This window comes from Pseudomonas entomophila L48 (assembly GCF_000026105.1).
Taxonomy (GTDB): Bacteria; Pseudomonadota; Gammaproteobacteria; order Pseudomonadales; family Pseudomonadaceae; genus Aquipseudomonas; species Aquipseudomonas entomophila.
Genome location: NC_008027.1, coordinates 2,291,811 through 2,304,570 on the forward strand (window position 1 = coordinate 2,291,811; position 12,760 = coordinate 2,304,570).

Annotated in this window: 12 protein-coding genes; 5 read left to right on the forward strand and 7 right to left on the reverse strand. The window is 65.7% G+C overall.

Going from position 1 to position 12,760, the window contains the following annotated elements; translation table 11 throughout:
* Position 1: 1 nt before the first annotated feature.
* From PSEEN_RS10150 to nhaB, 3 genes are all read right to left on the reverse strand, one after another.
* The gene (locus PSEEN_RS10150) at positions 2 to 616 is read right to left on the reverse strand and encodes a dihydrofolate reductase family protein (RefSeq protein WP_011533406.1); all 615 of its coding nucleotides are present in this window, start codon (positions 614 to 616) and stop codon (positions 2 to 4) included.
* Between the two features lie 250 nt (positions 617 to 866).
* On the reverse strand, positions 867 to 1,466 hold the full coding sequence (locus PSEEN_RS10155) for a hypothetical protein (RefSeq protein WP_011533407.1): 600 nt from the start codon (positions 1,464 to 1,466) through the stop codon (positions 867 to 869).
* 83 nt (positions 1,467 to 1,549) lie between these two features.
* Complete coding sequence (gene nhaB, locus PSEEN_RS10160) at positions 1,550 to 3,052, reverse strand: sodium/proton antiporter NhaB (protein WP_011533408.1); 1,503 nt, start codon at positions 3,050 to 3,052, stop codon at positions 1,550 to 1,552.
* 151 nt (positions 3,053 to 3,203) lie between these two features.
* Here nhaB and PSEEN_RS10165 point away from each other — a divergent pair, with 151 nt between their 5' ends.
* Positions 3,204 to 4,016, forward strand: a complete 813-nt coding sequence (locus PSEEN_RS10165) for a crotonase/enoyl-CoA hydratase family protein (RefSeq protein WP_011533409.1) — start codon at positions 3,204 to 3,206, stop codon at positions 4,014 to 4,016.
* 34 nt (positions 4,017 to 4,050) lie between these two features.
* Positions 4,051 to 4,881 (forward strand): NAD(+) diphosphatase, encoded by an 831-nt coding sequence (gene nudC, locus PSEEN_RS10170; RefSeq protein ID WP_011533410.1) that lies wholly within the window; start codon positions 4,051 to 4,053, stop codon positions 4,879 to 4,881.
* 191 nt (positions 4,882 to 5,072) lie between these two features.
* On the opposite strand, the gene PSEEN_RS10175 is transcribed toward nudC, so the two are convergent.
* The 4 genes from PSEEN_RS10175 to PSEEN_RS10190 form a co-directional block, all read right to left on the reverse strand.
* Complete coding sequence (locus PSEEN_RS10175; protein ID WP_011533411.1) at positions 5,073 to 5,852, reverse strand: TSUP family transporter; 780 nt, start codon at positions 5,850 to 5,852, stop codon at positions 5,073 to 5,075.
* Positions 5,853 to 6,015: 163 nt separating this feature from the next.
* Complete coding sequence (locus tag PSEEN_RS10180) at positions 6,016 to 7,359, reverse strand: glutamine synthetase family protein (RefSeq protein WP_011533412.1); 1,344 nt, start codon at positions 7,357 to 7,359, stop codon at positions 6,016 to 6,018.
* Between the two features lie 173 nt (positions 7,360 to 7,532).
* The gene (locus PSEEN_RS10185; RefSeq protein WP_011533413.1) at positions 7,533 to 8,093 is read right to left on the reverse strand and encodes a helix-turn-helix domain-containing protein; all 561 of its coding nucleotides are present in this window, start codon (positions 8,091 to 8,093) and stop codon (positions 7,533 to 7,535) included.
* Complete coding sequence (locus PSEEN_RS10190; protein ID WP_011533414.1) at positions 8,086 to 9,375, reverse strand: NAD(P)/FAD-dependent oxidoreductase; 1,290 nt, start codon at positions 9,373 to 9,375, stop codon at positions 8,086 to 8,088. Before PSEEN_RS10190 ends, PSEEN_RS10185 begins: the two co-directional genes overlap by 8 nt.
* A gap of 171 nt (positions 9,376 to 9,546) precedes the next feature.
* On the opposite strand from PSEEN_RS10190, the gene PSEEN_RS10195 reads away from it, so the two are divergent.
* The 3 genes from PSEEN_RS10195 to PSEEN_RS10205 all read left to right on the forward strand — a co-directional run bounded on the left by PSEEN_RS10195 (position 9,547) and on the right by PSEEN_RS10205 (position 12,735).
* Positions 9,547 to 10,434, forward strand: coding sequence for a LysR substrate-binding domain-containing protein (locus tag PSEEN_RS10195; RefSeq protein ID WP_011533415.1), 888 nt, complete (start codon positions 9,547 to 9,549; stop codon positions 10,432 to 10,434).
* Positions 10,435 to 10,528: 94 nt separating this feature from the next.
* On the forward strand, positions 10,529 to 11,638 hold the full coding sequence (gene aguA / locus PSEEN_RS10200) for an agmatine deiminase (RefSeq protein WP_011533416.1): 1,110 nt from the start codon (positions 10,529 to 10,531) through the stop codon (positions 11,636 to 11,638).
* Entirely contained in the window at positions 11,638 to 12,735 is a 1,098-nt protein-coding gene (locus tag PSEEN_RS10205; protein WP_011533417.1) for an extracellular solute-binding protein, read from the forward strand. Before aguA ends, PSEEN_RS10205 begins: the two co-directional genes overlap by 1 nt.
* Positions 12,736 to 12,760 lie beyond the last annotated feature (25 nt).

Below are 12,760 nucleotides of genomic sequence, written 5' to 3' on the forward strand. Positions count from 1 at the left end.
TTCAAAAACTGCCGGTGCGCACCTCGCCACTGCGCACATAGTGGGCGATCAAGACACCGTTGGGTGAGACGGCCGATTCCCTCAAGGTGAATGCCGCCGCCTGCGCATCGTCGCCGAACAGGCGCTTGCCGCGCCCGAGCAGCAATGGGTGAATCAGCAGGCGCAGCTCATCCACCAGCCCCGCGGCCAGCAACTGGCGGACCAGTTCGCCACTGCCCTGGGTCAGCAGCCGAGCGCCGTCTTGCTGCTTGAGCCTGCTGACCGCTGCACTCACGTCCTGGCCCAACGCATGGCTGTTGTGCCACGCGATCGATTCGGGGTGGTGGGTGGCGACGTGCTTGGGGACGCTGTTGAACAGGTCGGCGAGCGGGCTATCTTCCGAATCTTGCCCCTGGTGTGGCCAGTAACCGGCAAAGATGTCGTAAGTGCGCCGTCCCAGCAGCAATTCGAACGGTTCGCTGAACAGCGCCTGCATGGCCTGGCCGAAGACTTCGTCTGCGTAGGGCGGGATCCAGCCGCCGTAGGTGAAGCCGCCGCTGGTGTCTTCCTCTGGCCCGCCGGGGGCCTGCATGACGCCGTCGAGGGTGATGAAGGCGGCAACGATGAGCTTGCGCATGGGGTGGACCTCCTCGGTTGTGTGAGGGTTAGTCGAGCGGCACGGGCTGAAATCGACAGGAGCACTGAACGATAGCCGGAAATGAATAGCTGTCAGCTCTCTCTGTGGGAGCGGCCTTGCGTCGCGAATGGGCTGCGCAGCAGCCCCGCAAATCTCGCAGGCGCCACTGAGACCGTGGGGCCGCGTTGCGGCCCTTTCGCGACACAAGGCCGCTCCCACAGGGCGTGACGGTTGTCCGCGAATCTTGCACTCAAGGCAGGGAGGCGATCATCCGGTCGAAGGTGGCGATCGAATAGCGCTCAACTTGGTCTTCCAGGGCAGGTAGTTCCTTAGGAAAGTCGAAATGCACGCGCCCGGGCAGCACCTGATCCAGGGCCGAATACCACGCCATCAATGCCGGCTGCAGGCGCACATGCAGCTCGAAGCCGCTACGTCGGCGGGTACTGTCCGCCTGGGCACGTGCCCGCGCCAGTCGAGGGTCGATACGGCCGACCAGGTAACGGTCGGCAAAGCCGATGCGCCCTTGCGCGATTGTCTCCCGGGTGGCGGCAAGCTCCAGGCGCCAGTCACGCTCGCTTGCCTCGCCGATCTGCCACAGGCTCCAGATGTAGTGCAGCTTCAGTGGGTCGCTGTCGCACACGGCCCATGTCGCGGTGCTTTCCATCGCCAGCGCCGCTTGCCAGCGGTCCACGTTGCGCTCAGCCCAAAAGGCCGCCGCGCCGACCGGGTCTGTCGAGCGCTCCGGCACATTGGCGAAACGCCCATTTTCAGCAATGACCTGCTGACTTCCATGCTGCGTGCACCAGGTGGTCTTGCCACAGGCGCTGATCCCTTCGACCACCAGAATCATGCTTCGACTGCTCCGTTGCTTGCCTCATCCTTGCGGGCAGGGCGCGTCACGCCCCGCCCGAGGACACTCGAAAGGCGCGCACTTTACAGCCAGTAGGTTACCGCCCACCAGCCCAACCCACCCATGACCACGGTGTAGGGCAGGGCCATCCACACCATGCGCCCGTACGACAGGCGAATCAGCGGCGCGATGGCCGAAGTGAGCAGGAACAGGAACGCCGCCTGCCCGTTCGGGGTGGCCACGCTGGGCAGGTTGGTGCCGGTGTTGATCGCCACCGCCAGGGTCTCGAAGTGCTCGCGGCTCATCGCGCCGTTGACGAAGGCCTGCTTGACCTCGGTGATGTAGATGGTGGCGACGAACACATTGTCGCTGATCGCCGACAGCAGGCCGTTGGCCAGGTACAGCATGCCCGGCTGCTGCTCGCTGGGCAGGGCCAGCACCCAGGCGATCAGCGGGCTGAACAACTGCTGCTGGTGGATCACCGCGACCACGGCGAAGAACACCACCAGCAGCGCGGTGAACGGCATGGCGTCCTGGAACGCACGGCCCAGGCGGTGCTCGTCGGTGATGCCAGTGAACGCGGTGATCAGCACGATCACCATCAGGCCAATCAAACCCACCTCGGCGATGTGCAGGCCCAGGCAGACGATCAGGATCAGCGCGGCCAACCCCTGGACCACCAGGGCGATGCGTTGCGCCTGGGTGCGCGCGGCGTCGTCCTCGGCGGCGTAGGCGGCCAGCACCTGGCGCACGCGCTCGGGCATCAGCGTGCCGTAGCCGAACAGCCGCAGCTTCTCCAGCAACACGCAGGTCACCAGGCCCGCTGCCAGCACCGGCATCGACACCGGCGCGACCTTGAGGAAGAAGTCGGCGAAATGCCAGCCCATCTCATGGCCGATCAGCAGGTTCTGCGGCTCGCCCACCAGGGTGCATACGCCGCCCAGGGCGGTACCCACCGCGCCATGCATCAGCAGGCTGCGCAGGAAGGCGCGGAACTGGTCGAGGTCTTCGCGGTGCAGTTGCTCGACCTGGTGGTCGCTGTCCAGCGCCGACTCCTCGCGTGGGTTGGTGCCGGAGGCAACACGGTGGTAGACGGCATAGAAACCCACCGCCGCGCTGATGATCACCGCAGTCACGGTAAGGGCGTCGAGGAACGCCGACAGGAACGCCGACAGCACGCAGAACAGCAGGCTGAGCACGGCCTTGGAGCGCACCCCCAGCAGGATCCGCGAGAACAGGAACAGCAGCAGCTCCTTCATGAAGTGGATGCCGGCGACCATGAACATCAGCAGCAGGATCACCGGGAAGTTGTGCTGCAACTCCTCATACAGCGCCTCGGGCGTGGTCATGCGCAGCAGCAGCGCCTCGACCAGCAGCAGGCCGCCGGGCATCAGCGGGTAGCACTTGAGCGCCATCCCCAGGGTGAAGATGAACTGGATCACCAGCACCCAGCCGGTGACCACCGGGCCGAGGGTCGCCAGCAGTAAGGGGTTGAGGACCAGGAACAGGGCGATGACGGCCTTGTACCAACGCGGCGACTGGCCCAGGAAGCTGTGGGCGAGGGCGCCAGTCAGGGAACGGGACATGAATTTGTATCCTTTTGATTCAGCAGTCGCGCACGGTGCCCCATCAAGCCGCGCGGCGCAAGGCATTCAGTCCAGCTTTTGGCACATGCACGGCCTTGTCGCTGCGCTAAGATCCTGCACTGTGAACCCTTTCCCCACAGGAGTGCCGTCCGTGACCGACTACACCGCTTTCAAAGTCGAACTGACCGATAACATCGCCCACGTGCAAATCAACCGCCCGGAAAAGATCAACGCGATGAATGCCGCGTTCTGGGAGGAGATCGTCGACATCTTCCAGTGGATCGACGAAACCGACGCGGTGCGCGCGGTGGTCATCAGCGGTGCGGGCAAGCATTTCTCCTCGGGCATCGACCTGATGATGCTGGCCTCGCTGGCCGGCCAGATGGGCAAGGACGTCGGCCGCAACGCCCGCCTGCTGCGCCGTACCATCCTGCGCCTGCAAAGCTCCTTCAACGCCGTGGACAATTGCCGCAAGCCGGTGCTGGCGGCGATCCAGGGCTACTGCATCGGGGGCGCCATCGACCTGGTCTCGGCCTGCGACATGCGCTACTGCGCCAGTGACGCGCAGTTCTCGATCAAGGAGATCGACATGGGCATGGCCGCCGATGTCGGCACTCTGCAACGTCTGCCGCGTATCATCGGCGACGGCATCCTGCGCGAGCTGGCCTACACCGGGCGCAACGTGGACGCCGACGAGGCGCTGCGCATCGGCCTGGTCAACCGTGTCTACGCTGACCAGGCGGCGCTGCTCGACGGGGTCTTTGCCATCGCCCGGGAAATTGCCGCAAAATCACCGGTCGCGGTGGCCGGCACCAAGGAGATGCTCAGCTACATGCGCGACCATCGCATCGACGATGGCCTGGAGTACATCGCCACCTGGAACGCCGCCATGCTGCAGTCCGAAGACCTGCGCGTGGCCGTGGCCGCCCACATGAGCAAACAGCAACCGACGTTCGCCGACTGACCTCGCGGCGGGCGTCTTCAAGGGGCCCTGAACCATGTCAGCACGCTGGACAACCGCAGTACTCGACCCGCAGACCACCGGGGGCTGGGCCGTTGCCCGCAGCCCGGAAGGGTTCCTGGTGGACGCCAACGGCGCGCTGTTCCCCCGCGACTGGCTCAAGCGCCAGGAACTGGACGTACTGTGCGAGCACGGCATCGGCCATTTCGACGGCCAGCCGGTGTTCCTGCTGGAGCTGCGCACCGCCAGCGAAGTGCAGGGTTGCAACTGGCAAGGGCTGCGCCGGTTCATGCTCGAGGGTGACTTCGACACCTACAAGGTGCTGGGCTATGCCGCGCAGATCGGCACCTGGGCCCGCGAGCACCGCTTCTGCGGCAGTTGCGGGCAACCCATGACCCAGATCCACTGGGAGCGGGCGATGTACTGCCAGCCGTGCGACCTGCGCAGCTACCCGCGCATTTCACCCAGCATGATCGTGTTGATCACCCGCGGCGACGAGGTGCTGCTGGCCCGCTCGCCACGCTTCGTCACCGGCGTGTACAGCACCCTGGCCGGTTTTGCCGAGCCGGGGGAGTCGGCCGAAGAGTGCCTGGTGCGCGAGGTGCGCGAAGAGGTGGCGATCGAGGTGAGGAATATCCAGTACGTGGGCAGCCAGTGCTGGCCGTTCCCGCATTCGATGATGCTGGGTTTCCATGCCGAATACGCCGGTGGGGAGATCGTCATGCAGCCGGACGAGATCGAGGACGCCCAGTGGTTCAGTGTCCACGACCTGCCGCCGCTGCCGGCCGGGCGCTCCATCGCCCGCTACCTCATCGACCTCTACGTGGCCCGACGGCTAGGTCTGGCAGAGCCTGTACTGCCCGCCTGACGCGATTCCTGTAGGAGCGGCCTTCAGCCGCGAAAGGGCCGCAAAGCGGCCCCGGCGATTGTTGCTCAACTTTGAAATCCTGGGGCCGCTACGCAGCCCTTTCGCGGCTGAAGGCCGCTCCTACAGGGGTAAACGTAAATCCCAAACACCATGCAAGACCGTTGCTCCCACACCGAATGATGTGATGCCAATCAGGCCTGCCCGAACCAGTGCTGCCACGCCAGGCGTACGGTCAACGCCAGCACCACGGTGATGAACACCGGGCGGATGAACTTGCTGCCGCCACTGATCGCCGTGCGTGCACCAAAGAAAGCACCCACCATCACCGACAGGCCCATGCACAGGCCGACGATGTAGTCCACCTGCCCGGAAATGATGAACACCGTCAGCGCCGCGATGTTGCTGACGAAGTTCATGCTGCGCGCCACGCCACTGGCGCGGACCAGGTCGATGGGGTAGAGCAGCAGCGTGCTCACGGTCCAGAACGCGCCGGTGCCGGGGCCGGCCACGCCGTCATAGAAGCCCAGCGAGAAGCCCTGGGGAAACTGCCATTTGCGCTTGATCGGCGCGTCGGCGTCCAGCGGCGCCTTGGGCGTGCCGCCGAACAGCAGGTAGACGCCGCAGGCAAAGACGATCACCGGCAGCATCTTGTTCAGCCATTCGGCCGGCATGTAGTGGGCGGCCACCGCGCCGATCAGCGCACCCACCAGCGTGCCGAGAATCGCCAGGCGCCATTGCGCCGGGTGGAACAGCTTGCGCCGGTAATAGGTAATGCTGGCGGTGGCCGCGCCGAAGGTCGAGCTGAGCTTGTTGGTGCCCAGCACCAGGTGCGGTGGCATGCCGGCGGTCAGCAGTGCCGGGGTGGTCAGCAGGCCGCCGCCGCCGGCGATGGCATCGATGAAACCGGCGACAAAGGCGACCAGGGCGAGGATCAGCAGGGTGAGCGGTTCTACGGTAAGTTCGAAGGGCATGGGGGCTTTGGGCTGGCTGGACGGCGGGGTGCGGCAAAAGGCCGCGCTAGAGGCGGCACATGGTAATCCTCGCCAGGTTGAGTTGCCAGCGTCGACCTTGTTCGCCGGCAAGCCGGCTCCTACCAGGACCTCTGTAGGAGCTGGCTTGCCGGCGAACAGGGCATTACAGGAACCAGCGATACTCCCGCGCACTCACCTCCTGCATGAACGCCAGGTGATCCTGGCGCTTGTTCTCGCAATACACCATGACGAACTCCGCCCCCAGCCCTTCATTGACCACCGGATGCCCACGCATGGCCGCCACCGCGCCAAGCATGTCCTTGGGGAAATCGATGCCGCTACCACGGTCCTCGTTCAGCGGCGCGATCGGCTCCTGCGCGGTATCGAGCCCGTGCTCCATCCCGCACAGGATCGCCGCCAGCACCAGATACGGGTTGGCGTCCGCCCCCGCCAGCCGATGCTCGATACGCAGGTTGCGTGGGTCCGACTCGGGGATGCGGATACACGCGTCGCGATCCTCGAAGCCCCAGCTGGCACGGCTGGCGGCATTGACCATGGCGCCATAGCGGCGGAACGCATTGTGGTTGGCGGCGAAGATCGGCATGCAGTGCGGCAGCAGCGCCAGGCAGCCGGCCACGGCGTGGCGCAGCGGGCGTTGCTGGTCGGTGGCAAGCAGGTTGTTGCCATCCCGGTCGTAGAGACTGACATGCACGTGCATGCCGCTGCCCGGCGCCTGCAGGTAGGGCTTGCTCATGAACGAGGCGCGCAAACCGTGTTTCAGCGCCACGCCACGGGTGCTGCGGCAGAACATCGCCGCCCAGTCGGCGGCGCGCAGGCCGTCGTCGCAGTGGCCGAAGTTGATCTCGAACTGGCCCGGCCCCAGTTCGGCGGTGATGACGTTGGCATCCACGCCCTGGGCGTTGGCGGTCTCGACCATCTCGCGCAGCACGTCGGAGAAACGCGACAGGCGTTCGATATGCAGGTTGGGCTGGTCATCGGCGTCATTGCCGAACGGGTCGTGGGGAAACTGTGGCAGCCCTTCCTTGAGCGCGCGGTCGAACAGGTAGAACTCCAGCTCGAACGCCACCACCGGGCGGATACCGCGTCGCGCCAGGCGCTGCAACACACGGGCGAGCACTTCGCGGGGTTCGAACTCGATGGGCGCGGCGGTGCCGTCGGAGGTGATCAGCATCTGGCCCAGTGGCTCGCGTTCCCAGCTCACCGGCTTGAGCGTGCCCGGCACCAGGCGGCGCAGGGCGTCCGGGTCGCCGTCGTTGAAGCAGTAGTCGCCGATTGGGAACAGACCGCCCTGGACACCCAGCAACACGCAGTTCTGCGGCAGCTTCAGGGGGCTGCCGGCGGCGACCTTTTCCAGCATGTCGATGGGGTAGCGCTTGCCGTAGAAGTGGCCAGGAATGTCCAGGCTGATCAGGTCGACGTAGCGCACATCAGGATGCTGAGCGCGAAAGGCACGGACTTCGTCGAGCAAGCTGTGGTTCGTGGTCATCGTGTGCTCCATTGCAATGAAACATGTTCGGTGATCAGTAGGCATGCGCCAGCTTCAAATTCAACGCCGCACCTGTAGGAGCCGGCTTTGCCGGCGAATGGGCCAGCACAGTCGACACAACACAGTTGCTCCCAAAGCGGCGTTGGCCCCAGGCAGGCAACAAGCCCGTGCCATCAACGGAATACCCAAAGGACACGCGTCACCAGGGACGTCAGGTTGGCGTAGCGAAACTGGCTGTGCGGCGGCAGCTGGAAGCTGTCGTTGGGGTGCAAGGTCACGGCCTCGTCATGGCCGTGCAGCCATAGGGTCAGCTCGCCTTCGAGGACAAAACCACCCTGTTCCGAGCTGTCGTCCAAGTGCCCCTCGCCACTGCTGGCGCCCGGTGCCAAGTGGCTTTCGAGCATGGCGAAGCGGCCGGTGAGCGTCGGCGAGACCAGTACGTCGGTAACCCCAGCGGCGTAGTACAGGGTGCGCCGTTCGCCGGGGCGGGTGACCCAATCGATCTCCCGCGGTGGCACCGCCTGGTAGAAATAGGTGGTGGGTACCTGCAACGCTTCGCTGATGGCGGTGAGATCAGCCACGGTGGGGCGTGACAGGCCGCGCTCCACCTGGGAGAGAAAGCCCACGGAGCGGTTCATCCGTGTGGCCAGATCATCCAGTGTGAAGCCCCGGTGCTTGCGCAAGTCGCGGACCAGGCGCGCCAGGTCTTCAAGTGCTTCACGTGGCTCAGACATGATCGCGCATCCTGTACCAGGCCTTGGCTGCCGCCTCCAGCGGGGCCGCCAGCAGGTCGCCACCAAGGAAACGCCCGTTGTCGATGCCCTGATACAACGCCAGCAGGTCATCGTCGCCGAGGATCGCGTCGCTGACCGCGCGCGCCCCGGCCAGGGTCGGCAGCACGCCGTGCCCGGAGAAACCCTGCAACCAGTAACGCTGGCCTTGGCGGCCGATATCCGGCGTGCGTTGGAGGCTGCAGTCGATATGCCCGCCCCAGGCGTGCTCGATGGCCACGCCCTTGAGTTGTGGAAACACCCGCTCCAGGCACGGGCGGGTGGCGGCGGCGACATCCTTGGGGATGCCGCCCAGGTAGGTGCAGCCGCCACCGAACAGCAGGCGGTGATCGGGGGTGAGGCGGAAATAGTCGGGGATGAACTGGTTGTCGATCACGCAACTGTTGCGTGGCAGCAGCGAGGCGGCGAGGCCCGCCTCGAGCGGCGCGGTGGCCACCTGGTAGGAACCTACCGGCAGCAAGCGGCGCGAGAGGGTGCGGTCGAGGCCGTCGATGTAGGCATTGCAGGCCAGCACGAGTACGCGGCTGCGCACTTCACCTGCGGCGGTGCGGGCCACGAAGCCCTCCGCGTGTTCCTGGTAGTCGAGCACTTGGCTCTGTTCGAAGATGTCGCCTCCGGCCGCCTCGATCGTGGTCGCCAGCCCCTGGGCCAGTTTCAGCGGGTTGAGGTGGGCACCGTTGGGGTCGTACAAGGCGGCTTGATAGCGAGGGCTACCGATCCATTCAGGCAGCTCGTCGCGGCCGATCAGGCGAAGGCATTCGTAGCCGAGTGTTTGTTCGGCTTCGCGGCGGGCTTCTTCCAGCAGCTTGACTCGACGCGGTAGAACAGCGGCCCACAGGCTGCCGAGGCGGTAGTCGACCTCGAAGCCATGGCGCTGGGGCAGCTCACGCAGCTCCCGCGCCGCCCAGCACATGCTGTCCCACAGGCGACGCCCACGTTCCAGGCCAAGGGCCTTGAGCAGGGGCGGCATGTCGCACGACCAGCCGAGCAACGCCTGGCCGCCGTTGCGACCGGACGCCGCCCATGCCACCCGGCTGGCCTCCAGCAGGGTGACGCGCTTGCCGGCCAGGGCTAGGCGTAGGGCGGTGTGCAGGCCACTGAAGCCGGCGCCGATGATCAGGACGTCGGTGTCGACGGTGCCATGCAGGGTAGGGCGCAGGGGTATGGGGGCTGGGTAGGTCTGGGCGTAGTAGCTGGCGACGTGTTGGGCGGACTGTTTGAACATGCCAGGGCCTCGTGAAAATTCTTATGATTATTTTCATGAAAATATAGCCGTGAATTTTCAGCGCGCCAGTCGATCGTTTTTCCCTTGAGGTTGGCGATATGATCCGGGGACCGCTCTGCGGTCCTTTCGCGACACAAGGCCGCCCCAGAAAACAACGACAAGAATCTCGCCATGCGCCGCCTGCCATCCCTGACCGCCCTGCGCACCTTCGAGTGTGCCGCCCGCCATGGCCACTTCGGCCGCGCCGCCGCCGAGCTGTGCGTCACCGACAGCGCCGTCAGCCACCAGATCCGCCAGCTCGAGGAACAGCTCGGCGTCGCCCTGTTCGAACGCGTGGGCCGCCAGGTGCGTCCGACCGCCGAGGCCGAGCGCCTGCTGCACCATTTGCAACAAGCCTTCGAATTGATTGGCAAGGCCTGTGACGAATTGCGCGACCCTGCCTCGCAGGCTGTGCTGCGCGTTGCGGTGACTGCCGAACTGGCGCAGAAATGGCTGGTGGCCCGGCTCGCCGACTTCAGCAGCCGCTATCCGCATATCACCCTGCACTTGCACGAGCAGCCGATCGACGCTGGCGCCCCGGCACTGGAGGTGGACCTGGCCATCACCTACGGCACCAGCGCCCTGGATGGCAGCACCCATTTCGTCCGGCCCCTGCCGTTGCTGCAGTTCTTCCCAGTGTGCAGCCCGGGGCTGTTCAACCTGGGCGGTCTCAAGCGCCCCCGCGACCTGGTGCGCCACTGTCTGCTGCATGACGATCAGGACGGCCGGACCTGGACCGCCTGGCTGGCCACCCACGCCGAAGACGCCATGCCCACCCGCCAGCTGTACTTCCCCCACGCCGCCCTCGCGCTGGAGGCGGCATTGCAGGGGCAGGGCGTGGCCATGGGTGACCACCTGACCTGCCAGGCCGATCTGCAAAGTGGTCGCCTGGTTCGCCCGTTCAGCGCCAGCGTGACGGCCCAGGGGCAGTACGCACTGGTCTGTGAGCGCCTGCGCCTGGAGCGCGGCGCGGTGGCGCAATTCATCGAATGGTTCATCGAACAGCTGGGCGATAGCTGAATCCAGTTCACCTATCGCTGAGTTTTCATCGTTGGAGGCGCCTCTCGACGCAGCGTAGCGTGCAGTCATCACTCCCCGACACCGAGGTCGACCCATGGCACGTTCGCTCACCACCACCCCCAAGGCCGATGGTTTCCGCTTACCCGGCGAATTCGAGCCCAAGGCCGGTTGCTGGCTTGGCTGGCCCGAGCGCCCGGACGTCTGGCGCAATGGCGGCAAGCCCGCGCAGAAGGTCTGGGTCGAGATCGTCAGCGCCATCGCCTCCAGCGAGCCGGTGACCGTGTGCGCCTCGGCCGCCCAGTACAGCAACGCCCGCAACCAGTTGCCGGCCCATGTGCGGGTGGTGGAGATGACCTGCAACGACACCTGGTTCCGCGACAGCGGGCCGTGCTTCGTGGTCAATGACGACAGCGGCGAAGTGCGCGGCGTGGACTTCGAGTTCAACGCCTATGGTGGATTGGACGGTGGCCTCTACTACCCCTGGGACAAGGACGACCAGATCGCCCGCAAGATCCTCGAGATCGAGCAGCTCGACCGCTACCGCGCACCGCTGATCGCCGAGCTGGGTGGTATCCAGAGCGACGGCCAGGGCAGCCTGCTGACCACCGAGCAATGCCTGCTCAACCGCAACCGCAATGCGCACCTGGGCAAGGACGAGGTGACCCGCCGCCTGCAGGATTACCTGGGGGCCGAGCAGGTGATCTGGCTGCCACGGGGCTGCAAGTTCGACGAGACCGATGGCCATGTCGACGACCTGGCGTGTTTCGTGCGCCCCGGCGAAGTGGTGCTGCAATGGACCGACAACCGTGACGATCCGCAGTGGGAGATCTACCAGGAGGCCTACGACATCCTGCGCAGCACCCGTGACGCCCGTGGCCGCGCCTTGACGGTGCACAAGCTGCCCCAGCCCGAAGTGCTGCGCTGGAGCGCCGAGGAAGCGGCGGGCCTGGACCAGGTCGAAGGCACCCATGTGCGCCAGGCGGGCACGCAGATCTGCGCCTCGTACATCAATTACTACGCCGGCAATTCGGTGATCGTCGTGCCGCTGTTCGGTGATCGCAACGACAGCGTGGCCCAGGCCACCCTGGCGGAGCTGTTTCCTGGCCACCGCATCATCGGCATCGAGAACAGCCGGGAAATCCTGCTCGGTGGCGGCAACGTCGCCTGCATCACCATGCCCCAGTACGCCGGGGGGCGCCGCTGATGAAACGCCTGGCCCTGGCACTGGCACTGGCCCTGGGCTGCGCGGCGTGCTCGGCCCTGGCGGCCGACGCGGCACAGCCCACCGTCAACCTCTATATCTGGGGCGAATACCTGGCCCCGGATACCCTGACCAACTTCGAAAGGCAGACCGGGATTCGCGTGGTGGCCGATCACTTCGATTCCCTGGAAACCGCCGAAACCAAGCTGCTCACCGGCGGCAGCGGCTACGACGTGGTGCTCAGCGCCGGCCAGCACTTGAGCCGGGCCATCGCCAGTGGCGCGCTGCAGCCATTGGACAAGGGGCGCTTGCCGCACCTGCAAGGGGTGGGGGAGGAGTTTCGCCAGCACATGGCGGTGTTCGACCCCGGCAACCGTTATGCCGGCACCTACGCCTGGGGGACCACGGGGGTGGGCTTCCAGCAGCAAGCGGTGGCCGCGCGGCTGGCGGATGCGCCGAAGGACAGCTGGGCGATGCTGTTCGATCCGCAGGTCGTGGCCCGGTTCGCTGATTGTGGCGTGAGCCTGCTCAACGACCCCAACGAGGTGTTCGCGGCAGTGATGCGCTACATGGGCCTGGACATCAACCAACAGCGCCTTGAGGACCTCAAGGCTGCGGAGGCGCAATTGCGCAAGGTCCGACCGTACATCCGCTACTTCGACAACGACCGCAACATCAACGACCTGGCCAATGGCGAGACCTGCGTGGCGATGTCGTGGAACGGCAACGTGGCGATTGCCCAGGCCCAGGCGGAACAGGCGAGCAAAGCGTTCACACTGGACTATCGCATCCCCCGCGAAGGCACGCTGATCTGGCTGGACGCGCTGGTGGTGCCCAAGGACGCGCCGCATCCAGAGGCGGCCTGGGCCTTGATGGACTACCTGATGCGCCCGGAGGTGATCGCGCCGATCACCGACACCATCCACTACGCCAATGCGATCACGGCGGCCGATGGCTTGGTGGACCCACGGATCCGCAATGCGCCGGGGACCTATCCACCGGCCGAGGTGCGGGCGCGGTTGTACAGCAAGAATGACAACGGCAAGGCGTTCAACCGCGAGCTGACCCGTGCGTTCAGCCGGTTGAAGAGTGGTACCTAGCCGCTGGCTTATCGGCCTCTTCCCC